Origin of the sequence: Brucella pseudogrignonensis (genome assembly GCF_002252525.1) — a bacterium.
GTDB lineage: Bacteria > Pseudomonadota > Alphaproteobacteria > Rhizobiales > Rhizobiaceae > Brucella > Brucella pseudogrignonensis.
Map to the genome: position 1 here is coordinate 1 of NZ_NNRM01000016.1, position 23,718 is coordinate 23,718.

The window sequence follows — 23,718 nt, forward strand, 5'->3', positions numbered from 1 at the left end:
CGGTGAGCGCCATATAGACCCCACTCAACAAATCTGTCAACGGGCTTTTGCGTCTAATTTGAATTTTTTTTGACAGACTTCCACAGCTACCAAGTTTTCCACGGTATACGCTTATATACAGAACTCTGACGCCGCTCCTTATAGATAGGGGCGAGCCACAAACCGGCCTCATTATTGGAATAGCGTCCCGCGAACTGAAAATTGGCCTGCAAACCGCTGTGAATAACGAAAGACGATCCGCTTATCGTTGACTTACGTTGTCGTGGCAGGCAAAACTCAGTTACCCGCTTGAGGGACTTCCATAATAAGGGAAGACACCATACGTCGGACGGCAGCTTTGCTGCTCTCTGAAAAATGATGTTCACGCACCTTTTATAGAGGCAGCCAGATTTGCAGAAGGGCCTACAAGAGCAGCATGAAAGAAATGGGGCCGAATAATCTCGATCCGGGTGACGAGCCCCCGCTCACAGTAGGCGGCAGGCGGCGACCACCGGATAGGCGTGAAGTTTCTGCCCGCTGGCTTGCTGGTACGTTTCTTACCGGCGTTACATCTTGTATGCTTATCGGTGTCGCGCTGTTCGCGGCACTTGATGGTCGCGAACAATTGGCGACCCCACCCGAAATTCTCGCACGCAATGACATGCCTGGTATCGCCAATGATACGAGCGTCACAAAGGGCGCTCGACTTGTAAGCACGATATCAAAGCAGAAGGCCAATGATCGTCGCCGTTTCGATCTCTCGACCATGCAAAAAGTCGGTGAGCGGGAAGTCATTCGCACGCGGCCTTTCGAGCTGGTCAGTATGACGTTGGCCGTAGACCATCCGACAAGCCGAAAATACCCAGCATTTGATGCTATGGCTATCTTCTCGGAAGGCCCGGCAGCGGCGCTACCAGCCGATACCGGGCAGATATATGGAGCGAAGGTTGAAAGCGAAGTCAGCCTACGCGTAGAGGATTTCCCATTAAACAGCGTTGCATTTGATGCATCGAACGACTTGACCGTCGATGAAGTCGAAAAAGTCGTACGCGACACAGGCGTTCTGTTGACTGATGGCGATGTTCAGGTTGCCTCACTGCATTATGTGGATCCGGCCCGCTTTGGTGGCACGGATTCTTCTTTTGCACTGAGCCCTGCTCTTGGCGTGAAGATCACTCAGGAAAATGTGAGCGTCGCACAACGTGCCGACGACGAAGAAACCGGCAGCGGCTTTTCCGAAGAACTGATTCCTTTCCATCAGACGATGGAAATCGACCAGGCATTGGAAAGCGCTGGCTATTCCGGTGAAGACGCCACCAACATGGCGAGCGCACTCACAAAACTGCTCAATTCGCCTCGCCTAAAAGAAGGCAGCGTTCTGCGAATTGGAACAGAAACGCGAGATGATGAAGATCGTATCGTCCGCGCAAGTGTTTATCATCGCACCACGCATCTTGTGACCATCGCATTAAATGATCGACAGCAATATGTGCCGTCGGATCAACCGGAAGAAACCCCGCTTCTTGCATCCGCTTTTGACGGCGATGCACCGCCAGCTGCGATTCGCGGCAATCTGCCGAGTGTTTATGACGGCATAAGCCGTGCAGCGCTCGCTTATGGCATGACCGAAACCATGCGTGAGCAGCTGGTAAAAATGCTGGCAACCGATGTCGATCTGCAAGCGCGTCTTTCACAGAGCGATAAGATCGACGCCTTCTTCTCGTTGCCAGACGATCCAGAGAAGCCAGATGGTGAGTCGCAGCTTCTTTATGTGGCTGCAAACTTCAGCGGGACAACCCGCAAGTTCTATAGGTATCAGGCTCCGGACGGCGCTGTTGATTACTTTAATGAAGACGGTAAGAGCGCAAAGCAGTTCCTGCTTCGCAATCCAGTTCCTAATGGCGTGTTCCGTTCTCCGTTCGGCATGCGGCGCCATCCGATTCTCGGTTATAGCCGTATGCATACGGGCGTCGATTGGGCAGCACCGCGTGGAACCCCCATTATTGCGTCGGGTAATGGCGTTGTTGAGAAGGCCGGATGGACAAACGGCTATGGCAATCAGACTTTGATTCGTCATGCCAATGGCTATGTCAGCAGCTACAGCCACCAGAATGCCATCGCCCGCGGCGTGAGCGCCGGTCAGCGTGTTCGTCAGGGCCAGGTCATCGGTTTTGTCGGATCGACCGGACTTTCGACCGGTCCTCACCTTCACTATGAGCTGATCGTCAACGGAACCAAGGTTGACCCGCTTCGTATCCGCCTGCCCGATAATAAAGCCCTGCAAGGCAAAGAACTTGAAGCTTTCAAGCAGGAACGCGATCGCATTGATACGCTGCTGAATAATGATGATGCAGATACAAAGGTTGCATCGAGCGGATCGACGAAGAGCTAAGGCACTTTCTTCGTCTAAAAATTGAGCTACTTTTCGCAAGTCAACGGAAAAGCGCGACGCAATTTGAAACTGCGCCGCGCTTTTTTGTATCAGCAGTTTTGCCTGTTCGAAGAGTTATTCCGTGAACTCGACCGTTACGCCCGCTTTCACCAGTTTTGCCAGCTCTTCCGCATCCCAATTGGTCAGGCGCACACAGCCATGGCTGGAGGTCTTACCAATCCGCGAAGGCTCAGGCGTTCCGTGAATACCATAGGTTGGCTTTGACAGTGCGATCCAAACCGTACCAACCGGACCGTTTGGACCAGGTGGAATGGTCAGCACTTTGTCATTGCTGCCCTGCTTAAAGTTGATCTTCGGATTGTAGGTATAGTTCGGATTGATCGCGATGCGCTGAACCTGAACAATACCAGATGGTGAAGGCGTATCGGATGAACCGATCGTCGATGGATAGGCAACGACAAGTTTGCCGGTTTCATCATAGCCACGGACCTGCTTGCGGCCCTTATCGGCAATGATACGTGCAACTTTGGAGCGGACTGGCTTGCCAAGATTAGGCACCTTCACAACCGAGCCTGGCTGATTGAAGTTCACACCCGGATTGATTTCTTTGAGATAGGCTTCATCGATGTGAAACTTCTCACCGAGCATTTCGGTCACAGACGTATAGGCCATAGCGGGAAGCTGCGCTTTATGCGCGTAATCGTCTGGAATCGATGCCACATATTGGCGACCGACATCTTCGTTCGTAATCGTATATTCGGTGAAAGCAGCACCGCCGGTTGCTTCAAGCTCGGCATTGATCCCGGCTTCATCGGTTGGATTGAGGAACTTGCCCGTCATCTCACCATAAGCTGCAGCGGCCTTGTCCACATTGCTGCCCGAACGACCATCAATCACACCCGGAGATGCACCTGCCCGATCAAGTAATATCTGATAGGCTGCAATTTTCTGCTTTGCGCCCTGCCCTTTCGGCATTTCGATAGCTGGTGTCATATCGTCCGTATTTGGCACGGCATGAGGCTGCGTCGACGGCTGCTCATAACCGGGATCGCGATTGATGCTGGCAGTCGGTGATTCTGTATCGGGATATTCGGTGCCTGCCGGAGGTAGCTCCGAACGCTGCACCTGTCCGTCACGGTTATTGTCGTAGCCCGGAGCCGAAGGAGCATCCGGATAATAGTTTGGGTCTTCTGGCACATTGCCGAAACCATCATAAGGGGCGCCGCCGCCCACTGGTCCGTCAGACCAGCCGCCATCCTGCTGACCGCCACTCGCATAGCGACCGGAATCGCGAGGGTCTTCAACATGCAGGACCCGTCCACGACGATCGACTGTTATCTGTCGGCCATATTCATCCGTGTAAACGCGCACTCCCCGGTCGCGACCACGCTCATGGCCCCAATCGAATAGCTGTGCCAGTTGCATTGGCTGCGAAATACTGGTCGTCGCATCGCGCGTTTGCGCAAAGGCAGAACCGCCTGCTGCAAGAATGATTGCAGAACCAAACAATCCGAAGCGAAGCATGCGTAAGAGATGCGACATACAAGAAACCCTGAATTACCTTAGGATAAGGGATGCAACTATATGGTTAACAATTGATTACTCAATAACAGCAAATGCCAGATGAACTGGACATGAAGATGGCCATGAAAGTGGCCGCCTCTGCACAAAAAGAAAAAAAGCGCCGCAATCGGATGAGTGCGGCGCTTTTTACAACAGAGTTTAAGGCTTAGGCCTTTTCGTCTTCCTTCACCGGTTCCCCTTCACCCATTACACGGATAGGGCGAAAGTTAAGCCGGTCCGAACCGGGCAAGATCTTGACGATTGAACCGTCAAGAATATCACCAAGCAGGATGCGTTCGGCCAGCGGGTCCTGAACTTCCTTCTGGATGACGCGCTTCAACGGGCGCGCACCATAAGCCGGATCATAACCTTTGTTTGCCAGCCATTCGCGAGCATCGTCTTCAAGTTCCAGCGAGATCTTGCGATCATGCAGCAGAGCCTGCAGACGCTTCATCTGGATATCGACAATCGAACCCATGTCGTCGCGGCGCAGCCTGTGGAACAGGATGATTTCATCAACGCGGTTCAGAAACTCCGGACGGAACGCAGCCCGCACAACACCCATCACCTCATCACGAACGCTTTCGACATCGTCTTTCTCACCAAGATTGACGAGATATTCAGCACCGAGGTTCGAGGTCATGATGATGACCGTATTGCGGAAATCGACAGTGCGCCCCTGACCATCGGTCAGACGACCATCATCGAGAACCTGCAACAGCACGTTGAACACATCTGGGTGTGCCTTTTCGATCTCATCGAACAGGATTACCTGATATGGCCTGCGCCGCACGGATTCCGTCAGAACGCCGCCTTCCTCATAGCCGACATAGCCGGGAGGTGCGCCGATCAGTCGGCTTACAGAGTGTTTCTCCATAAATTCCGACATATCGATGCGAACCATTGCCGTGTCGTCCTGGAACAGGAACGAAGCCAGCGCCTTGGTAAGCTCGGTCTTGCCCACGCCTGTTGGTCCAAGGAAGATGAACGAGCCAATTGGCCTGTTCGGATCCTGAAGACCTGCGCGTGCACGACGAACGGCCTTGGAAACAGCCTGAACCGCTTCACCCTGACCCACGACCCGCTTTGCAAGTTCGTCTTCCATGCGCAGAAGCTTTTCGCGCTCGCCTTCCAGCATCCGTTCAACCGGAATACCGGTCCAGCGGGAAACAATCTGCCCAACATGGTCAGGCGTCACGGTTTCCTCAAGCAACGAGCCTTTGTTCTCATTGCTTTCAGCGTCACCAAGCTGTTTTTCGAGCTGCGGGATCGTGCCATAGGCAAGTTCGCCCGCCTTCTGGAATTCGCCACCGCGCTGTGCAATCGCCAAAGCGTTGCGTGCTTCTTCAAGCTGACGCTTCAAGTCGGCCGCAAGTCCCAGCTTCTGCTTTTCAGCCTGCCATTTCGACGTCAGCTCCGCTGATTCTTCTTCAAGATCAGTCAGTTCCTTTTCAAGACGCTGCAGCCGATCAATGGAAGCAGTGTCGGTTTCGACCTTCAGCGCTTCACGCTCGATTTTAAGCTGCATCACGCGGCGGTCGATTTCGTCAAGCTCTTCAGGCTTCGAATCCACCTGCATACGCAGACGCGATGCGGCCTCATCGACAAGATCAATCGCCTTATCCGGCAAAAAACGATCCGTGATGTAACGGTTAGACAAAGTTGCGGCTGCGACAAGTGCCGAGTCGGAAACCCGGACCTTGTGGTGCTGCTCATACTTTTCCTTCAAACCGCGAAGGATCGAAATCGTGTCTTCCACCGTTGGCTCATCGACAAATACCGGCTGGAAACGACGTGCAAGGGCAGCGTCCTTCTCAACATATTTGCGATACTCCTCAAGTGTGGTCGCACCAACGCAGTGCAGCTCACCGCGCGCCAGCGCAGGCTTGAGCAGGTTCGATGCATCCATTGCACCATCAGACTTACCTGCACCGACAAGCGTATGCATTTCGTCGATGAACAGGATGATCTGACCAGCGGCCGTCTGCACTTCAGAAAGCACAGCTTTCAGACGTTCTTCAAACTCACCGCGATATTTCGCACCGGCAATCAGCGCGCCCATATCGAGTGCCATCAGCTGCTTGTCTTTCAGCGATTCCGGCACATCGCCATTAACAATGCGCAGAGCCAAGCCTTCGGCAATTGCGGTCTTACCAACGCCCGGTTCGCCAATCAGCACCGGATTATTCTTGGTGCGACGCGACAGAACCTGAATCGTGCGACGAATTTCTTCGTCTCGACCGATGACCGGATCAAGCTTGCCAGCACGCGCATCTTCCGTCAGATCGCGCGCATATTTCTTGAGCGCATCGTAATTGCTCTCAGCGGAAGCAGAATCAGCTGTGCGGCCTTTACGCATGTCATTGATGACCTTGTTGAGCGCGGTCGGTGTCACACCGGCAGCAGCAAGAATTTCAGACGTCTTTGCAGATTTCTCGATTGCAAGTGCCGTGAGCAGGCGCTCAACCGTGACAAAGCTGTCGCCAGCCTTGCTCGCAAGCTCTTCTGCAAGGGTGAAAACCTTTGCCAATGGCTGTGCAAGATAAAGCTGATCGTTACCGCCGGTCACTTTCGGCAGTTTTTCCAAAGCTGCCTGCAAACCTATGCGTACATCGGCGATGCGGCCACCGGCACGCTCGATCAGCGACGCGACAAGCCCCTCATCATCATCGACAAGGACTTTGAGAAGGTGTTCAGGCGTAAACTGCTGATTGCTGGAAGAAAGGGCAAATGTCTGGGCCGACTGGATGAATCCCCGAACCCGTTCGGTGTATTTCTCAATATTCATGATGTCTCCTTTTCCCTCCGACCCATTCTGGCATCGGAAGACTTCTGGTGACGGAGCCCCCGTATTCGGCTGGCTCCTTATCCAAGGAAGCATATGGGAACATCGAGCGGTTTCGGCAAGACCGGAAAGTCAGCTAAAACACAAATAAAAATGGCGCGGAAAACCGCGCCATCTTTTTGAAATCAATCATATTGCTGTTTCAGCAATTATGCATCGGAATCCGCTGTTTCAGCAACTTCATCCTTCGGAACGCGGCGCGGACGACCCGGGCGGCGCGTAGCGCGGACTGGCTTCTCTTCAGGTGCAGCTTCAACCGGTGCTTCTGCTGCGGGAGCAGCTTTTTCAACAACGGGTGCTGATTCTTCTGCAACCTTTGCAGGCTTCTCAGCGCGCGCTGGCTTTTCAGCAACTGGCGCTGGAACCGGCTGTTCGTCGGCAACAGCGGCAACTGGTGCTTCTACAACTGGCTGCTCGGAAGATTCATCTGCATTGAAACGTTCGCGCTGTGGCCGGCGACCGCGACCCAGGCGACGATCACGGTTTTCGCGGCCTTCGCGTGGCTGCGAACGGTTATCCTGGCGACTGTCGGAACGATTGTCTGAACGACCCTCATTGCTTTCTTCGCCGTAAACAACTTCAGCAGGCGTGCCTTCGATTACCGGCTGTGGACCAGAACCATTGACAGGCTGATGGACCGGAGCAGCAGGCACGAAGCCGCCTTCATCCTCATCACCACCATCGCTGTCGAAGCTTTCTTCGCGCTGATACGGGATATTCTGCTGCGCCATGGCAGCCATGATGATCCGGTTGTAATGTTCTGCGTGCTGAAGATAATTTTCAGCCATGACACGATCGCCAGACGCCTGCGCGTCGCGAGCCAGTGTCGTATATTTTTCTGCAATATGTTGAGCATTGCCGCGGATCTTTACGTCCGGACCATTGCTTTCATAATTACGCGACAGAGGATTGGGGCCCTTGCGGTTATTGTTGTTATTATTGTTATTCCCCCGTCCGCGCATGCGCCTGTTCTGCTGTGCTGGCCTCATCGTCTTCTCTTTTCAGATTAAAGGGCGTCAAATTCCCGTAGCCTAAAGCCACCGGCGTCGCATTATCGAGCCATGGAGGAAGCACACCCTAAAACTTCCCACACATCGAATGGTTCTGAGTTCCGTACTGTCAGAAAGACAACACGAACCTTTCGGATTGGCATTTGCAAGACCTACCCGAAAAGACAAACTCTTCGGAATTATTTTTGAAAGTCGTGCACTTCCGTACAAACCATCCCATGAGAAAAACCCTCACGGGAGCATGACCTAAATTCGTCATGGAGCATTTCCGCCACCGCCCTCAAGCGGGCAAAACCATTCTGGCTCTATACGGTGGCTGGAAACTAAACGGCTTCGCCGCAAATTCCAAGCGCTTTTTTGAGGTCATCGAGCGTTTTTTAGCACTCAGTCCGTCAAATACCCGCAGCAGCTTTATCTATGAAAACCATGGCCCTTCTATGGCCACCGAGATCACTTGCAACATTGGTCAGATGGAAATCAGCGCTTTCAAAAATGGCGCTCACATCGTCAAATTGGCCTGCGCCAATTTCGACGGCAATCATTCCATCATTATATAGGTATGCGCGAGCCTCACTTGCAAGAGCGCGATAAAAATTAAGTCCGTCGTCGCCGCCATCAAGGGCCGCCATCGGATCATGCTCTCGCACTTCCCGCGAAAGATCTTCGATATCCCTGCTTGGAATATAGGGCGGGTTTGAGACAATGAGATGAAACTTGCCGCTCACATTTGCGAACCAGTCACTTTTGAGCGCCGCAAACCTTTGGCTCACACCATTGGCCAGCGCATTGATCCGCGCCATTGCCAGTGCGCCATCAGCGACATCAAGCCCAATACCGTTGAGTTTCTCAAACTTATGCAACAGCGAAATCGCGATCGCACCTGTTCCGGTGCCCATATCAAGCAGCAGTGCCTGACCGTGCTGCTCAATCAGCTTGTCGAGATAAGGCGAAACCAGTTCGACAAGTGCTTCCGTATCTGGACGCGGTTCAAGAGTTTCTGGTGAAAGCCGGAATGGCAGACCATAAAACTCGCGCATTCCTATAATGCGATGCACCGGCTCACCCGCTATGCGGCGCTCCAGCGCTTCGTTTATCTGAGCAACCTTATCTTCATCGATAAGTTTTTCCGGCCATGAAATCAGATCAAGCCGCGTTGCACCGGTCGCCCATTCAACAAGCAATTGCGCATCAAGATCGGGTGTGTCAACGGCCCCTTCCCGCAGCCGTGTGCGGGCTTGAGCTATCAGCTGATCGAGGCGCTCGCCACTCACGCGTTTTCGCCCAGTTCCATCAGAAGTGCGGTCTGATGATCTGAAATCAGCGCATCGACCAGCTCATCAAGCTCGCCCATCATCACCCGATCAAGCTTATAAAGCGTCAGGTTGATACGGTGGTCAGTCACGCGGCCCTGCGGAAAATTATAGGTGCGGATACGCTCTGAGCGATCACCGGAACCAACCTGGCTGCGGCGTGATTCAGAACGTTCGCTTTCAGCCTTCTGGCGTTCCATATCGTAAAGACGCGCGCGCAGGATCTGCATGGCGCGCGCACGGTTCTGGTGCTGCGATTTTTCCGCCTGCACGACCATGATACCCGTTGGAATATGCGTAATACGCACTGCCGAGTCAGTCGTGTTGACGTGCTGACCACCTGCACCCGAAGCACGCATCGTATCAATGCGGATATCTTCGTTGCGGATTTCAATATCGATGTCTTCGGCTTCGGGAAGCACGGCAACCGTTGCCGCTGACGTATGAATACGACCACCCGCTTCGGTTTCCGGTACACGCTGCACGCGATGCACGCCTGATTCGAACTTCAACTTGGAGAAAACACCCTTGCCCGAAACGGTCGCGATGATTTCCTTGTAGCCGCCGGCATCGCCCTCACTCGAAGAGACCAGCTCGACGCGCCAGCCTTTTTCCGACGCAAACCGCTCGTACATGCGGAAAAGATCGCCTGCAAAGAGAGCCGCTTCTAGCCCGCCCGTACCAGCACGGATTTCAAGGATCGCATTCTTCTCGTCAGCTGCATCTTTGGGCAGAAGCAGAATCTGGACTTCCTGCTCAAGACCTTCAATGCGCTTTTCAACTTCAGGCAATTCTTCGACAGCAAGTGCGCGCATTTCAGCATCGGTTGAAGCATCATCGCGCATCGCAGCCAGATCACGCGCTTCATTACGCGCATCGGTCAGTTCCCGGATTTTTCCGACAACGTCCTGAAGTTCGGAATATTCCGAAGCAAGCTTCACGTAGGTTTCCGAATCCGGATTGTTCGCCATCTGGCTTTCAATCATCGAGAACCGCTTCAAAAGCTGGTCCATTCGGTCCTGTGGCAATGCGATCATTGGTATATCCTGAAAACTTTAATAGCAGCGCGAATAAGCAGTATTGAGCGCCACGCACAAGGCACGGCACCCAAACATTTCATGCAATTTTCTACGCTATAGCGGAATATCGTTGTCTTCGGCAAATTCAAGCAGCAATTCGCGCAGCGAATGTGCGCCATTTGGCTTGTCGAGCTTCTCATTTAACAAGGCATTGAGCTTGCCTGCATCAAGTGCTGCCAGCATCGCCTTGACTGGACCAATGCTCGCAGCTGACATCGAAATTGAGCGGAAGCCGAGGCCGATCAGTGCCATCGCAGTCAATGGACGTCCAGCCATTTCACCGCACAACGTCACCGATTTTCCATGCCGATTGCCAGCATCCACAATGTGACGCAGCGTGCGCAGGAATGCAGGCGACAACTGATCAAAACGGCCAGAAATCAGCGAATTTCCGCGATCAACCGCCATCAGGAACTGGAACAGATCGTTTGAGCCAACTGAGACAAAATCAACAAGCGTCATCAGCTCGTCGAGCTGCCACAAAAGCGCAGGCACTTCGATCATCGCGCCGAGCTTGAGATTGAGCGGCAACGTATGCGCAAAGCGCGAAAGATGACGCACTTCGCGATCAATGATCTCACGTGCAGCTTTGACTTCGCTCACTTCCGTTACCATCGGCAGCATAAGCTTAAGCTCACGGCCACCGGCCGCTTTCAAAAGCGCGCGCAGCTGTGTACGCAGCAAACCAGGCCGATCCAACGTCAGACGGATCGCGCGCCAGCCAAGAGCCGGATTTTCTTCCTGACCCATGGTGCGGAAATAAGGAAGAACCTTGTCGCCACCAATATCGAGTGTGCGGAAGGTTACGGGCTTATTGCCAGCAGCCTCAATCACAGAGCGATAAAGACGTTCCTGCTGTTCTGCACGCGGGAAGGTCGACGCCACCATGAACTGCAATTCAGTGCGGAAGAGACCAATGCCAGCAGCACCTGATGCAGCAAGCTGCGGCAAATCAACCAGAAGCCCTGCATTCATCAGCAAGCCGATTTCAACACTATCCTTGGTCAGTGCAGGCTTATCGCGCAATTCGCGATAATGGGCCTGACGACGCGCCCGGAAACGGACTTTTTCTGCATAAGCGGTTTCCACATCCGACTGTGGACGCAGATGCACTATACCCTCATCACCATCGACGATAGCGGCATCATTGTTTTCCGCCATGGAAACGGCGCCCTTGGCCTGTCCAACCACGGGAATACCCATTGCGCGTGCAACGATAACCACATGGCTGGTGGCTGCACCATCTTCCAGAACCACACCACGCAAGCGCTCACGCGGGTAGTCGAGCAGTTCGGCAGCACCCATGGTACGGGCTACGATAATGGCGTCCTTAGCCAGTGATTCGGCGATGGTCTTGACATCGCGCCCCATCAGCTGGCGGAGCAGACGGTTAGCCAGATCATCGAAGTCAGACAGGCGTTCGCGCATGTAAGGATCGGTCAGATGCACCATGCGCGCACGCGTGTCGCTCTGCACCTTCTCAACCGCAGCTTCCGCCGTCAAACCGTTATGGATGGCTTCTTCCAGACGACGCACCCAACCACGATCATGTGCGAACATGCGATAGGCTTCGAGCACTTCGCGGTGCTCACCTTCCACAGCCACATCACGGCGCGAAAGCATGTCGTCAATGGAAATGCGCAGAGATCCGAGCGCCGTTTCCAGCCGGGTCAGTTCAGCCTGACTGTCTTCATTGAAGAGGTTGGTGACAACGATGCGCGGTTCGTGCAGCACGACATGACCAAGGCCGATGCCGTCATTGAGCGCATTGCCGGTGACACTCATCGGACGGCCGAGATCCAGTTCGATACCTGGACGTGCCAGACGCAGACCATCGCCAGTGGCGATAATCTCGGCAAGAACCATTGCTGTCGTCTCAAGTGCTTCAACCTCGTCTTCGCGATATGCCCGCTTGGTCTGATTCTGGACAACAAGAACGCCCAAAGTGCGGCCAGCGCGAAGAACAGGAACACCGAGGAATGAATTATAGGCTTCTTCACCCGTTTCAGGCAGATAGGCGAAGGCAGGATGGCTTTGCGCATCAGTCAGGTTCAAAGGGCGTGCGCTCGCGGCAATCGTACCGACGAGGCCCTGCCCCAGACGCAGCTGGGCCAGGTGAACAGACTGTGGATTAAGACCCTCGGTCGCGTAAAGTTCAAGCACGCCATCAGCACGAAGAATGTAGAAGGAGCAAACTTCCGCGACCATATTTTGCGCGATTTCACGGACGATCCGGTCAAGGCGTTCCTGCGGCTCCAGTGGTTCCGCCATCAATTCGCGCAACCGCTTCAGCAGCACGCGGGGACCGGTTGTCAGATCACGCATGATCGTCGGAGGCTCCTCATTTGGTACAGGCTCAGCCTTGTCGCAAAGCCGATTCCCTTTACCCGCCTGCGAAGCGTTACGCCAAATCCTTTTTGAGCATTTTTGACACGCGCGTCTAGTCTAATCGTCAGAAAATCTGACAACTTATATAATAAGCAAATGCCGCCCACTATTTCTAGCGGGCGGCATTGTTCCAAAATGGACCGGACAGAGCCGGCTAATAATCTGTGTATCAGCCGATTACTTATCGAGACCGTAAACGCCGTGCAGCGTGCGGACAGCGAGTTCCGCATAAGGCCCGTCAATCAGGATGGAAATCTTGATTTCCGAGGTGGTGATCGCACGAATGTTAATGCCTTTTTCAGCCAATGCCTTGAAGGCGGTGGCGGCAACACCAGCATGGCTGCGCATGCCGATGCCGATCACGGAAATTTTGGCAAGACCCGTTTCAGACTGGATATTGTCCGAGCCGATTTCACCCTTCACTTTATCGAGAACACGCAGTGCCTTGTCGATATCGCCGGTCGGGATCGTGAAGGTCATGTCGGTTTTCGACCCGTCTTCCGACACGTTCTGGACGATCATATCGACATTGATGTGCTCTTCGGCCAGAGGGCCGAAAATTGCTGCCGAGATACCTGGCCGGTCGGCCACGCGTCGGAGCGAAATCTGAGCTTCATCCTTCGCATAAGCGATACCAGTGACGACCTGCTGTTCCACGATTTCATCCTCGTCGCAAATGAGTGTTCCGGGCGGGTTGATCGGATCATCCATGCCCGGTGCATTGGGGTCCGTAAAACTTGAGCGCACGAAGGTGCGAACTTTGTGTACCATGGCAAGCTCGACCGAGCGCACCTGCAGAACCTTGGCACCAAGCGAAGCCATTTCCAGCATTTCTTCAAATGTAATGCGGGAAAGGCGCTTTGCCTTGGGTTCAATACGCGGATCGGTCGTGTAAACGCCATCGACATCGGTATAGATGTCGCAACGGTCAGCCTTAACGCCTGCTGCAATGGCAACAGCTGATGTATCCGAACCACCGCGGCCAAGTGTTGCGATGCGATTATCGGGACCGATACCCTGGAAACCGGCAACAACGGCAACCTGCCCCATTTCCATGCGGCGGATGATTTCTGATCCGTCGATTTCCTGAATGCGCGCTGCGCCATGCGCATTGTCGGTCTTGATCGGTATCTGCCAGCCCTGCCACGAACGCGCGTCAACGCCAATGGACTGCAGCGCGATGGCCAGAAGGCCGCTCGTTACCTGCTCGCCAGAAGCAACAATCGCGTCATATTCGCGTGCATCGTAAAAAGGTGACGTGCCACCGGCAACCTTGGGCATGTTCTGCACCCAGTTGACCAGTTCGTTCGTCTTGCCCGACATTGCGGAGACGACAACGGCAACCTGATTGCCCGCATCGACTTCACGTTTGACGTGGCGCGCCACATTAGAGATGCGTTCCAGATCGGCCACAGAAGTGCCGCCGAATTTCATCACGATGCGCGCCATTTAAGGATACGTCCCGTCTTTTGAAAAATTACACTAACGCCTGCCGAAACATTATTTTCTTGCGACAGACAAACCCGGGGTCACATAGCTAAAATGTCGCGCTTCCGCAAGGGTGTGATTCCCGTGAAACAATAATCAACGCTTCGGATTCTGGAATTTGATTTGATCCTTGACTTTAGAGCGCTACCTTGAGAGCAGGATTGCACGCGCTTCCGCAGGAGAATGATATGACCGAGACTGCCCGCACCACGATCGATGCTTCCGAAATCGAGCATTTTTCGCGCATCGCTGCGCAATGGTGGGACCCGCAGGGCAAGTTCCGTCCGCTCCATAAATTCAATCCGACGCGCCTTGCCTATATCAAGGAAAAGGTCTGCGAAAAACTCAACCGCGACCCGAACAGCCCGCGCCCGTTTGAAGGTCTGCGCTTTCTCGATATCGGTTGCGGTGGCGGCCTGTTGTGCGAGCCGATGTCGCGTCTGGGTGCGACGGTGATCGGCGCAGATGCATCCGAAACCAATATCGAAGTCGCAAAAATTCATGCAGCCCAAAGCGGTGTCGAAGTCGATTATCGCGCGACCACTGCTGAAGCTCTTGCCGAAGCTGGCGAGCAATTCGATGTCGTACTCAACATGGAAGTGGTTGAGCACGTCTCTGACGTCGATCTGTTCATGTCTGCGACCAGCGAAATGGTGAAGCCGGGTGGCCTGATGTTTGTCGCCACCATCAACCGCACACTCAAAGCTTATGGCCTTGCGATCATCGGAGCGGAATATGTGCTGCGTTGGCTGCCGCGCGGCACGCATCAATATGAAAAGCTGGTGCGCCCGGAAGAGCTCGAAACAGCACTTTCCAAAGCCGGTCTCAATCTCATCGACAAATTGGGCGTAACCTACAATCCGCTCGCTGATAGCTGGAGCCGTTCACGCGATACCGATGTGAACTACATGGTTCTCGCAGAACGTCCTCAATAATTAGCTAATCAGCGTTTCTGCGCTTTTGTCGTCAGCGCCACACCGATGGCGATGACGACTGCGCCGATCCATGTGAGCGGCGGATAGTTTTCACCCAAGAATAACGTGCCGGAAATCAGCCCCAGCGCTGCCGCCACATAACCGATTTGGCTAAGGTAGACCGGACCACCAACGGCCTGCAGACGGAAAAACAAGGCAAACATGCCAGCTGACGCAATGGCCTGAGCAACTGCCGTTATCGGCGCAAGCGCCAGTGTCTCAATCGGGAAGTTGCCATTAAATACAACAATCCCGATCAACAGCATCACGGCTGCAGCCAAGTGACTTCCCGCCGCAAGCTCGGTCGGATCAGCATTTTTCGGCCAGTCGAGAGTGCGATAGACATTCCCCATCGCAAGAAAAACCGGAATGAGAAGTGCAAGCCCGATCCATAGAGGATCGGCTGGCTTGCCAACCTCGCCACGCGTCATTGCAACCATAATTGCGCCGATGAAGCCTACGATAATGCCCGCGATACCCAAACCATTCGGTCGACGAAGACCAAACCCCATCGAAATGAGCAGCGTCATGACAGGCGACAGCGTGTACATTATACCAGTGAAACCCGCACCGAGCCGCGGGATCGCAGACAGGATCAGGAGATTGGGCAGCGCATAGGAAATCGCGGCAGTGCAAATATAATAACGCAGCCTGCCACCAGAAAATCCAACCCGCTTTTTGCTCACAAGCAAAACCAGAAGCAGAATAATCCCCGCACTGGCTGAAAACAGGAATGTCCACATTGCAGGCGGAACACCTGCTTCGGCAGCGATCTTCCCCAGTGGCAGAATAAGCCCCAGCAGTATGCCCGTCGCTATTAGCAGGAAAGGCGCGGAATCCATCAGTTTCATGCGCCGTGTCCCCTCACGCAATCGAAAATCGTTTATTGTCAGTTCTTGTCTTCCGGGAAAACAGGAAGCGGCATCACATCAACGCCGTCTTCGATGAGAGAATGAACATCTTCCTTGGACGCTTCACCGTAAATGCCCCGCGCTTCAGTCTCACCAAAGTGGATCTTGCGCGCTTCTTCGGCAAACTGATCGCCAACATAATCCGCGTTTTCGCGGACCTTGCGGCTGAGTTCGCGCATTTGCTCCAACACCTGCTTCTGCGCCTGATCCATGGCAATCGCCACCTGCTCTTTCGAGCGACTGGTGGAGACGGCAGGTGCCATCAGCGACTTCTGGATTTCCGGCGAGTTGCAGACAGGGCAAGAGACGAGTTTCCGCTCCGACTGCCGATCAAAATCGGCATTGTCGCGAAACCAGCCTTCAAATTCATGGCCGTGATCGCAATGAAGCGAAAAGCGGATCATAGATTATGCGTCCTGTTTCTCTTGGGTGACCTTCACCGAAAACTCACGCGCATTCTTGAGGTTCGGCACTTTCGCACGCGCAGCAGTGCTTTCGCTGACGTCAATATCCGCAACGATTACACCCGGCTCATCATGCGCCGCTTCCGCCAGAACCTTGCCCCATGGCGAAACGATCAGCGAATGACCATAAGTCTCGCGACCATCTTCATGCACACCGCCCTGAGCTGCAGAAATCAGGAATGCACCATTTTCAATCGCACGCGCACGCTGCAAAACATGCCAATGCGCTTCACCCGTCTGACGTGTGAAAGCAGCTGGTCCCGTAATCACATTGGCGCCCGCCAGCGCCTGAGCGCGAAACAGTTGCGGGAAACGAATATCGTAGCAGACCGCCATGCCAACCTTGGCAAAAGGCAATTCGGCAATCACCGTTTCCTTGCCCGGCTCATAGGTTGCCGATTCGCGCCAGCTTTCGCCATTGTCGAGATCGACATCAAACATATGAACCTTGTCATAGGTCGCAATCTTCTCACCAGAAGGCGCAAAGATACCGCCACGATTGGCAATCTTACCGTCACCGGCTGCAATAGCCGTTGAACCAATATGCAGGAATATGCCGTGCTTTTTTGCAAGTGCCGATGCGGCTTTGAAGACAAGGTCTTCATTTTCATCGCGCAGACTTGCAAAAAGCGCTGCACGATCGCGCATCAGCGCTCCGGTCATTTCAGGGGTTTGCACATATTGAGCACCCTTTGCCACAGCATCGGAAACAAGTTTTTCCATCGCTTCAACATTGCGGGCCACATCGGTGCCCGAACGCATCTGAACGGCAGCAGCGCGAAAAGTGCTCATAGGTGTCTCCCCCATCATGATGTTAGTTCAGTTCGCCGGTAGCAAGCAGGCCATCGAGCTTGCCAGCATTGTCGAGAGCAAAGAGATCGTCACAACCGCCAACATGTACAGAACCGACAAAAATCTGCGGGAAGGTATTGCGGCCTGAACGCGCCTGCATTTCTGCACGCAGTTCAGGTGTAGCGCCTGCATTGATTTCGTTGAACTCAACGCCCTTGTTCTTCAAAAGGCCAACTGCGCGCGTGCAGTAAGGGCAGCCAGGGCGGGTATAGATGGTGACGTCAGTCATATAAAACTCCATTCGTTGGCCTCTATATAAGTGGCAAAACACCGATCTGGAAGCCCCTCATGTGTTCACTAATCCGGCAGAACCCGGCTGAATGTCAGCACATCCACGCTTTTTGCACCACCGCGCAGCAGCGCTCGTGTGGCAGCCTTCACCGTTGATCCCGTCGTATAAACATCATCGATCAGCAGCACACGCCGCCCGCGCACATGAATGTCATGCTCCTTTGGCACCCGAAAAGCGCCATCGACATTCCGCTTGCGCTCTTTCAAGCCAAGCCCGATCTGCTGATTGGTACGCCGAATACGCTTAACCGCCTGTGGTGCAAAAGGCTTGCTGCTTAATTGTGCCAAAGCACGCGCCAGCTCTGCCGACTGGTTGAAGCGGCGCGACCAAAACCGCCATTTGTGCAAAGGGACAGGCAAAATAACATCGCACTCATCCAGCAACTCGCTTCCGGCGCGTTGCATCCAGCGCGCCATCCACGGCGCAAGATCGGTTCGATCATGAAACTTGAGTGCTACCGCCATGCGCTGTGCAGCGCCCCTATGCAACACAGCTGAGCGCAGGCGGCGAAATGGCGGTGGATCGGCGATTGCTTCAGCGCTCATGAAATTCTCGCCAAAATCATGATTGAACGGAATGCCAAGCACCGGACAATACGGCTTTTCGATAAAGCGCAATTGCGACCAGCAATGCGGACAAAGCGTTCCGGGTTCGGAAACCTGTATGCGACAACCGATACAGCTCGCTGGAAACAACACATCAGATGAATAGCGCACGCCGCCGCGAACGGCGCTCAGCACGCTCGTTTTCAGCTTCAACAACAAGCTTTGATGCGACCTCTCGTCATCAACCATTGCATTCGCCCCCGTTCGAATGCATCTACGCCTGTATCTATATTACCGACGCATATCCGAAAGAGAAGACGGAATCGCAATGGCCGCCCCTTCACCTGCCCAATCGTCTGAAAACGCTATTTTTGATCGCGATCTGCAGCTGGCGTTTCGTCGTCGCGCATTTAAACGCGCGATCCCGGGAGCAGACTTCATTTTGAAAAGGGCCGCAGAAGATCTTGAAGATCGGCTGGATGCAGTGACACGCCAATTTCCAGTTGCTGTTGACCTCGCGGGGCACAATGGTCTGGCGGCGGCAGCCATTGCTCGTTCTGGCAAAGCGGAGATGATTTTGCGCATCGAACGCGATGCTACCTTTCTCAATGGCCCCTTCGCGGCAGTTGTTGCCGATGACGAAGCCTTGCCGCTCAAACCTCAGAGCACCGATCTCATCGTTTCGCTGCTGTCACTGCATTCGACCAATGATACCCCGGGCGCAATGATACAGATTGCCCGTGCGCTGAAGCCTGACGGGCTGTTTCTCGCGGCGCTCAGCGGCAACGGGACTTTGGGCGAGCTGCGCGAAAGTCTTTTACAGGCTGAAATCGAGCTGACGGGTGGTGCTTCGCCGCGCATTTTCCCTTTCGCGGATGTTCGCGATGTCGGCGGTCTTCTGCAACGTGCAGGTTTTGCACTTCCGGTGACGGACGTTGATAACGTTACGGTGCGCTATGATAGCATTTTCAATTTGATGGCCGATCTGCGCGCCATGGGTATGCAGAATGTGTTGCGTGATCGTTCACGCAAGCCGGTTTCAAAGAAGCTTTTCTTACGTGCAGCGGAAATCTATGCCGAACGGTTCAGCGATCCGGATGGCCGCATCCGCGCAACCTTCTCGACAATCTGGCTGTCGGGCTGGGCACCGCATGAATCACAACAAAAGCCATTGAAGCCTGGCTCTGCCAAGGCCTCACTGGCTGACGCACTTAAAAACGTCGAATAGAGTGGTTTCAGCAAAAGTGTGATGCAGTTTTGTGTTCGGAAATACGAAACTCAAAACTTATCAGCAATCGCCCGTATGACTGCCATCTGCATCAATAACACAGATCGGGCGAACCGGCGCTTTGCGTATCACAACGGGGTCACGCTTGATCGAACCTGTCATGGTCCGATCAATGCCCTCTGGCAACACCGATTGGGCCGCAACCTTATTCGCCTGATCGTTTAAGACCGGCACAATAATAAGGGCAAGAGCAACAGCTGCCGAGCCGAAAAGAAGCACAACACGCAAGATGCCGCGACCGGCTTTCGAGAGTGGGCCCGGCGTATATTCATTATGATCTGCACTAAAATAATTATTATCGAAACTCATGGGCTTAACTCCGAGGCACTTAATTCGGAGAATGCCGCAGCGGAGTGAATCATCGATTAACGCGCGCTGTAAATCGTAAGGAATTGTCAGCTATTTTGAGTCTTTCCACAGCTCACAACAAATCAATCAGAAACGGGATCAACGGCTCATCAGCTGGCGGCATCGGATAGTCGCGCATATCCTTTGGGCGCACCCATTTCAGTGCTTGTCCTTCCAGCCCCTGCGCCACGCCTTCAAAGCGGCGACAGACATAGAGCGGCATCAAAAGATGAAAGTCATCATAGGTGTGGCTGGCAAAAGTGAGCGGGGCGAGACAGGCAACCTTTGTCGTCACGCCGATTTCTTCCTGAAGCTCTCGGATCAGCGTTTCTTCAGGCGTTTCACCAACTTCTACCTTGCCGCCGGGAAACTCCCATAGACCTGCAAGTGATTTACCCTCCGGACGCTGTGCAAGAAGCACGCGACCATCAGCATCGATCAGCGCACACGCTGCAACCAGTATTATACGGCGGGATTTAATCTCGCTCATTTCTCATTGCTCTCCCGATAGGCGTAGCGATAGGCTTCCTGAAAGCCGAAGCGTTCGTAAAGCGCCAGTCCCGCAACATTATCCGCCTCTATCTGCAGCCAGGCAGTTTTTGCGCCAAGCGACTTGGCCCATTTCAGCGTCGCACCAATCAATACACGGCCATGTCCCTTACGGCGCGCTTCAGGCAAGGTTCCAACGTCAAACAGGCCTGCCATCGCACCATCCTGCACGCAAAGCACATTGGAGACTGCGCGACCTGCTTCTTCCAGAACAAACATCCCCTTGTTAGGACGAATGCCATCCAGCAATTCCGAGAAACCTGGACGAAGTTCTGTCGGGCGACCATGAATAGCGATAGAAGCATCGACAAAACGACCAATGTCTTTCAAGGGTGTTTCATCGCGCTCAGCTGTAAGATCAAGCTCGCCAAGATTGGCGGTCATGACAATGGTTTCATCCTTGCGCTGCCAGCCGAGACCTTCGAGATAATTTTCAAGCTCGACAGGAGCCAGCGGCGAAAGCCTGAAACAAGGAACCCGGCCATAAACGCGAAACCGCTGCGCTGCCTGTTCGATACGCGCCGGAATATCGCGCGTATCGCCCGGATCAAGCGGATTGACCGAATTGAGCCGCTTCGAAGGATGTGCTGCCGTCATGCGTATCGCCCATGTTCCATCATAGTGAACAGACGTCGCGGGCCAGGCACGGAAGCCGACGGCCTCCAACTGGCGAACGATAGCAAGATTTGACATATTCAAATTCTCTCCTCCGTTTCAGAGTTCCAGTGTGCCGAAAATGTTGATCTTCGAGAACCGGAGCGGAGTGTACTTAAAGCCACATGCGCACCGGAAGCGAAGAAGAACGCAATTTGCAGGCCACTGTAACCCGAAACATTAGCTTCTGTAGTCGCCGTTAATCGCCACATATTCCTTGGTCAGATCGCAGGTCCAGACAGTTGCCTTGCCCTTTCCGATCCCCAGATCAACGCGAATGAGAATGTCCTCGCCCTGCATATAAGCAGAGGTCGCTTCTTCGGAATAAGCCGGGTCACGCTCGCCCTGATGCGCCACGCGAATATCGCCAAACCAGATAGCCAGCAGATCGCGATCAGCCGGTTCACCAGCCTTGCCGACAGCCATGACGACACGGCCCCAGTTGGCATCTTCACCGGCAACAGCGGTTTTTACCAATGGCGAATTGGCAATTGAAAGTGCAATCTTTTTGGCAGAAGCAGCCGACTTCGCGCCGGTCACTTCGACTTCGACCATTTTGCGCGCACCTTCACCATCGCGCACGACCTGAAGTGCCAGCGACTTCAACACGCGAGCCAGAGCCTTTTTGAAATCACCCAAACGCTTGTCGGAAGCGTCCGTAATTTCAGGCGCGCCGCGTTCTGCCGCCGATCCTGTTGCAAACAGCATAAGCGTATCAGAGGTGGATGTATCGCTATCAACCGTTACTGCATTAAACGTCGAACCGACGCCCTTGGAAAGCAGGCTCTGCAGAACGTCAGCCTTGATCGGAGCATCTGTAACAACAAATGAAAGCATCGTCGCCATATCAGGCGCGATCATGCCTGCACCCTTAGAGATGCCATTGATCGTTACCGGAACCTGTCCGAGCAGAACCGTTTCGGTCGCAACTTTCGGATAGGTATCGGTCGTCATGATTGCTTTGGCAGCTTCAGTCCAGAAATTGTCGCTGGCAGATTTTGCCATGTCGTCCAGAAGACCGGAAAACTTGGACGCATCAAGCGGCTCGCCGATAACGCCGGTGGACGCAAGAAACACATCGGTAGTGTTGCATCCAACAGCCTTGGCTGCGGCTCGAGCGGTTGCTTCCGTTGCCTCACGGCCTTTCAGGCCGGTGAAGGCATTGGCATTGCCCGAATTCACTACAACAGCGCGTGCCTTGCCGTGTACGAGGTTCTGACGGCAGAAATCCACAGGTGCGGAAGGGCATAGTGAGCGAGTGAAAACACCTGCTGCTTCGGCAGGCTTGTCAAACACCATCAGCATGACATCCGTGCGGCCCTTATATTTGATACCGGCTGCAGCTGTTGCGATGCGGACGCCGTGAATGACCGGCATTGATGGATAATGTTTTGGAGCAAGCGGTGATACGGACGCAGACATGATTGCCTCAAGAGATGCGATTTGATTCTGCTGCATTGGAAAGGTTTGCAGCACAAAATCAAGCGATAACTAAAGCATTTCCAGCAAAAGTGCGAAGCGGTTTTGCGAAGGACAATGCGACTAAATAAAAAGATCGAGCGGTTTCATAATTCCATCTTGCTGCAAACCGCCCGATATCCAAATAAAAAACGCCCCGGAAATCCGGGGCGTTTTCATGAACTCAAAGCTTACTGCTGCGGCTGGGCTGCATCCGGCGCATCGCCGTCGTCACCCTGTTCCTGTGCCGCTGCGGCTTCCTTCATGGCTTTATCGACAGCAGGATCCTTGTATTCGATCTTCATGCCATCACGCAGCTTCTTGACCATTTCGACATAACGCTCACGCATGATGATCGAACGGATCTGCTCGGAAACCTGATCGAATGCCGGTGGCTGCTTGGTGCGACGATCTTCAAGCTGAATGACGTGGAAGCCAAACTGCGACTGCACCGGTTCCTTGGTGTATTCACCTGGCTTCAATGCAAAGGCAGCCTTTTCAAATTCAGGGACCATCTGGCCTTCGGAGAAGTAGCCAAGATCACCGCCATTGGCAGCGGTGCCATCGGTCGAGCTTTCCTTGGCGAGATCTTCAAACTTCGCGCCGCCTTCAAGCTTCTTGATGATGGCTTCAGCTTCTTCCTTCGTCTTCACGAGAATGTGACGTGCGCGCACTTCATTCTGTGGAGGGATCGCTGCGATTTCCTTGTCATAGCGGGCGCGAACGTCGGCGTCCGAAATCTTGTCGACAACCGCATCCTTGAAATATTCGTTGTGCAGTGCGCGTTCACGCAGGAATTCCATGCGCTTCTTGAAATCGTCGCTCTGATCAAGCTTTTCTTTCGTTGCTTCGCCAGCCATCGCCTTGATGTCGATGAGTGCTGCGAGAGCTGCCAGACGGCGCTGCTCGGCAGGAAGGCGCGCGAACTGCGGATCGAGGTCGCCAGCGGCCTGATCGACTTCACCGACGGTGATATCCTTGCCATTGACGGTGGCAAGAACCTTTGCCGGATCTTCGGACGCTGCGGCAGAAGTTGCTGCTTCAGCGGGTTTAGCTGCATCCTGCGCAAAGACAGCCGAACTGCTGAAACCAGCAAGCGCAACCGAAGTTGCGAGGACAGCAAGAGCCTTGCGATAAGGGGCTTTGAGAATGGCTTTCATATGAGATTCTCTCCTTCGAGACCGTCTACCGGCCCCATGAATGCGGCGGAATTTGGCCCGAAAACACTATTATCCGCGAGAAAAGACAGGTTTTCCGGCCTGTCGAGCAACATTGACATCGCTTCAAGCCCCTCTTATCTGTCCTTCGGCTTGGCGTCCAGTAAGCCAC

General features: G+C 53.9%; 20 protein-coding genes. 3 read left to right on the forward strand and 17 right to left on the reverse strand.

Annotated elements, in window-relative coordinates:
- Positions 1-415 precede the first annotated feature (415 nt).
- Positions 416-2,371, forward strand: coding sequence for a M23 family metallopeptidase (locus tag CEV34_RS05785; RefSeq protein WP_007871964.1), 1,956 nt, complete (start codon positions 416-418; stop codon positions 2,369-2,371).
- A 114-nt stretch (positions 2,372-2,485) separates the two neighbouring features.
- Here the strand turns inward: CEV34_RS05785 and CEV34_RS05790 are convergent, their stop codons facing one another.
- The 7 genes from CEV34_RS05790 to CEV34_RS05820 all read right to left on the reverse strand — a co-directional run bounded on the left by CEV34_RS05790 (position 2,486) and on the right by CEV34_RS05820 (position 14,015).
- Positions 2,486-3,895, reverse strand: a complete 1,410-nt coding sequence (locus CEV34_RS05790; protein ID WP_374891501.1) for a L,D-transpeptidase — start codon at positions 3,893-3,895, stop codon at positions 2,486-2,488.
- Positions 3,896-4,100: 205 nt separating this feature from the next.
- Positions 4,101-6,722 (reverse strand): ATP-dependent chaperone ClpB, encoded by a 2,622-nt coding sequence (gene clpB / locus CEV34_RS05795; RefSeq protein ID WP_007871967.1) that lies wholly within the window; start codon positions 6,720-6,722, stop codon positions 4,101-4,103.
- 206 nt (positions 6,723-6,928) lie between these two features.
- Positions 6,929-7,768, reverse strand: a complete 840-nt coding sequence (locus CEV34_RS05800; protein WP_039859322.1) for a DUF4167 domain-containing protein — start codon at positions 7,766-7,768, stop codon at positions 6,929-6,931.
- Between the two features lie 413 nt (positions 7,769-8,181).
- On the reverse strand, positions 8,182-9,060 hold the full coding sequence (gene prmC / locus CEV34_RS05805; protein WP_007871972.1) for a peptide chain release factor N(5)-glutamine methyltransferase: 879 nt from the start codon (positions 9,058-9,060) through the stop codon (positions 8,182-8,184).
- Complete coding sequence (gene prfA, locus CEV34_RS05810; RefSeq protein WP_007871974.1) at positions 9,057-10,136, reverse strand: peptide chain release factor 1; 1,080 nt, start codon at positions 10,134-10,136, stop codon at positions 9,057-9,059. The genes prmC and prfA overlap by 4 nt, the downstream gene beginning before the upstream one ends.
- Before the next feature lie 96 nt (positions 10,137-10,232).
- Positions 10,233-12,503: a phosphoenolpyruvate--protein phosphotransferase gene (gene ptsP, locus CEV34_RS05815; RefSeq protein WP_007871976.1), complete on the reverse strand. Its 2,271-nt coding sequence runs from the start codon at positions 12,501-12,503 to the stop codon at positions 10,233-10,235.
- A 240-nt stretch (positions 12,504-12,743) separates the two neighbouring features.
- Positions 12,744-14,015, reverse strand: a complete 1,272-nt coding sequence (locus tag CEV34_RS05820; RefSeq protein ID WP_007871981.1) for an aspartate kinase — start codon at positions 14,013-14,015, stop codon at positions 12,744-12,746.
- Positions 14,016-14,242: 227 nt separating this feature from the next.
- On the opposite strand from CEV34_RS05820, the gene ubiG reads away from it, so the two are divergent.
- Positions 14,243-14,989: a bifunctional 2-polyprenyl-6-hydroxyphenol methylase/3-demethylubiquinol 3-O-methyltransferase UbiG gene (gene ubiG / locus CEV34_RS05825; RefSeq protein ID WP_007871984.1), complete on the forward strand. Its 747-nt coding sequence runs from the start codon at positions 14,243-14,245 to the stop codon at positions 14,987-14,989.
- An 8-nt stretch (positions 14,990-14,997) separates the two neighbouring features.
- Here the strand turns inward: ubiG and CEV34_RS05830 are convergent, their stop codons facing one another.
- From CEV34_RS05830 to CEV34_RS05850, 5 genes are all read right to left on the reverse strand, one after another.
- On the reverse strand, positions 14,998-15,879 hold the full coding sequence (locus CEV34_RS05830; RefSeq protein ID WP_007871986.1) for a DMT family transporter: 882 nt from the start codon (positions 15,877-15,879) through the stop codon (positions 14,998-15,000).
- 38 nt (positions 15,880-15,917) lie between these two features.
- Entirely contained in the window at positions 15,918-16,343 is a 426-nt protein-coding gene (locus CEV34_RS05835; protein ID WP_007871989.1) for a DUF1178 family protein, read from the reverse strand.
- 3 nt (positions 16,344-16,346) lie between these two features.
- The gene (locus tag CEV34_RS05840) at positions 16,347-17,195 is read right to left on the reverse strand and encodes a carbon-nitrogen hydrolase family protein (protein ID WP_007871993.1); all 849 of its coding nucleotides are present in this window, start codon (positions 17,193-17,195) and stop codon (positions 16,347-16,349) included.
- 22 nt (positions 17,196-17,217) lie between these two features.
- The gene (gene grxC / locus CEV34_RS05845; protein ID WP_007871996.1) at positions 17,218-17,484 is read right to left on the reverse strand and encodes a glutaredoxin 3; all 267 of its coding nucleotides are present in this window, start codon (positions 17,482-17,484) and stop codon (positions 17,218-17,220) included.
- A 68-nt stretch (positions 17,485-17,552) separates the two neighbouring features.
- Positions 17,553-18,341, reverse strand: coding sequence for a ComF family protein (locus tag CEV34_RS05850; RefSeq protein WP_007871999.1), 789 nt, complete (start codon positions 18,339-18,341; stop codon positions 17,553-17,555).
- 79 nt (positions 18,342-18,420) lie between these two features.
- Here CEV34_RS05850 and CEV34_RS05855 point away from each other — a divergent pair, with 79 nt between their 5' ends.
- Positions 18,421-19,320, forward strand: coding sequence for a methyltransferase domain-containing protein (locus CEV34_RS05855; protein WP_007872001.1), 900 nt, complete (start codon positions 18,421-18,423; stop codon positions 19,318-19,320).
- A gap of 60 nt (positions 19,321-19,380) precedes the next feature.
- Here CEV34_RS05855 and CEV34_RS05860 read toward each other — a convergent pair whose 3' ends face one another.
- From CEV34_RS05860 to CEV34_RS05880, 5 genes are all read right to left on the reverse strand, one after another.
- On the reverse strand, positions 19,381-19,689 hold the full coding sequence (locus CEV34_RS05860; protein WP_007872004.1) for a hypothetical protein: 309 nt from the start codon (positions 19,687-19,689) through the stop codon (positions 19,381-19,383).
- 112 nt (positions 19,690-19,801) lie between these two features.
- Positions 19,802-20,218, reverse strand: coding sequence for an 8-oxo-dGTP diphosphatase MutT (gene mutT / locus CEV34_RS05865; protein WP_007872006.1), 417 nt, complete (start codon positions 20,216-20,218; stop codon positions 19,802-19,804).
- On the reverse strand, positions 20,215-20,970 hold the full coding sequence (locus CEV34_RS05870) for a GNAT family N-acetyltransferase (RefSeq protein WP_007872009.1): 756 nt from the start codon (positions 20,968-20,970) through the stop codon (positions 20,215-20,217). The genes mutT and CEV34_RS05870 overlap by 4 nt, the downstream gene beginning before the upstream one ends.
- 141 nt (positions 20,971-21,111) lie before the next feature.
- Positions 21,112-22,353, reverse strand: coding sequence for a bifunctional glutamate N-acetyltransferase/amino-acid acetyltransferase ArgJ (argJ, locus tag CEV34_RS05875; protein ID WP_007872012.1), 1,242 nt, complete (start codon positions 22,351-22,353; stop codon positions 21,112-21,114).
- A 227-nt stretch (positions 22,354-22,580) separates the two neighbouring features.
- Positions 22,581-23,549 carry a peptidylprolyl isomerase gene (locus tag CEV34_RS05880; protein ID WP_007872015.1) on the reverse strand — a complete coding sequence of 323 codons (969 nt, stop codon included), beginning with the start codon at positions 23,547-23,549 and terminating at the stop codon, positions 22,581-22,583.
- Between the last annotated feature and the right edge of the window lie 169 nt (positions 23,550-23,718).

Bases quoted from the DNA above. Each gene is read 5' to 3' on its own strand.
- CEV34_RS05785 (WP_007871964.1), top strand. From the start codon at position 416: ATGAAAGAAATGGGGCCGAATAATCTCGATCCGGGTGACGAGCCCCCG.
- CEV34_RS05790 (WP_374891501.1), bottom strand. From the start codon at position 3,895: ATGCTTCGCTTCGGATTGTTTGGTTCTGCAATCATTCTTGCAGCAGGC.
- clpB (WP_007871967.1), bottom strand. From the start codon at position 6,722: ATGAATATTGAGAAATACACCGAACGGGTTCGGGGATTCATCCAGTCG.
- CEV34_RS05800 (WP_039859322.1), bottom strand. From the start codon at position 7,768: ATGAGGCCAGCACAGCAGAACAGGCGCATGCGCGGACGGGGGAATAAC.
- prfA (WP_007871974.1), bottom strand. From the start codon at position 10,136: ATGATCGCATTGCCACAGGACCGAATGGACCAGCTTTTGAAGCGGTTC.
- ptsP (WP_007871976.1), bottom strand. From the start codon at position 12,503: ATGCGTGATCTGACAACCGGTCCCCGCGTGCTGCTGAAGCGGTTGCGC.
- CEV34_RS05820 (WP_007871981.1), bottom strand. From the start codon at position 14,015: ATGGCGCGCATCGTGATGAAATTCGGCGGCACTTCTGTGGCCGATCTG.
- ubiG (WP_007871984.1), top strand. From the start codon at position 14,243: ATGACCGAGACTGCCCGCACCACGATCGATGCTTCCGAAATCGAGCAT.
- CEV34_RS05830 (WP_007871986.1), bottom strand. From the start codon at position 15,879: ATGAAACTGATGGATTCCGCGCCTTTCCTGCTAATAGCGACGGGCATA.
- CEV34_RS05835 (WP_007871989.1), bottom strand. From the start codon at position 16,343: ATGATCCGCTTTTCGCTTCATTGCGATCACGGCCATGAATTTGAAGGC.
- CEV34_RS05840 (WP_007871993.1), bottom strand. From the start codon at position 17,195: ATGAGCACTTTTCGCGCTGCTGCCGTTCAGATGCGTTCGGGCACCGAT.
- grxC (WP_007871996.1), bottom strand. From the start codon at position 17,484: ATGACTGACGTCACCATCTATACCCGCCCTGGCTGCCCTTACTGCACG.
- CEV34_RS05850 (WP_007871999.1), bottom strand. From the start codon at position 18,341: ATGGTTGATGACGAGAGGTCGCATCAAAGCTTGTTGTTGAAGCTGAAA.
- CEV34_RS05855 (WP_007872001.1), top strand. From the start codon at position 18,421: ATGGCCGCCCCTTCACCTGCCCAATCGTCTGAAAACGCTATTTTTGAT.
- CEV34_RS05860 (WP_007872004.1), bottom strand. From the start codon at position 19,689: ATGAGTTTCGATAATAATTATTTTAGTGCAGATCATAATGAATATACG.
- mutT (WP_007872006.1), bottom strand. From the start codon at position 20,218: ATGAGCGAGATTAAATCCCGCCGTATAATACTGGTTGCAGCGTGTGCG.
- CEV34_RS05870 (WP_007872009.1), bottom strand. From the start codon at position 20,970: ATGTCAAATCTTGCTATCGTTCGCCAGTTGGAGGCCGTCGGCTTCCGT.
- argJ (WP_007872012.1), bottom strand. From the start codon at position 22,353: ATGTCTGCGTCCGTATCACCGCTTGCTCCAAAACATTATCCATCAATG.
- CEV34_RS05880 (WP_007872015.1), bottom strand. From the start codon at position 23,549: ATGAAAGCCATTCTCAAAGCCCCTTATCGCAAGGCTCTTGCTGTCCTC.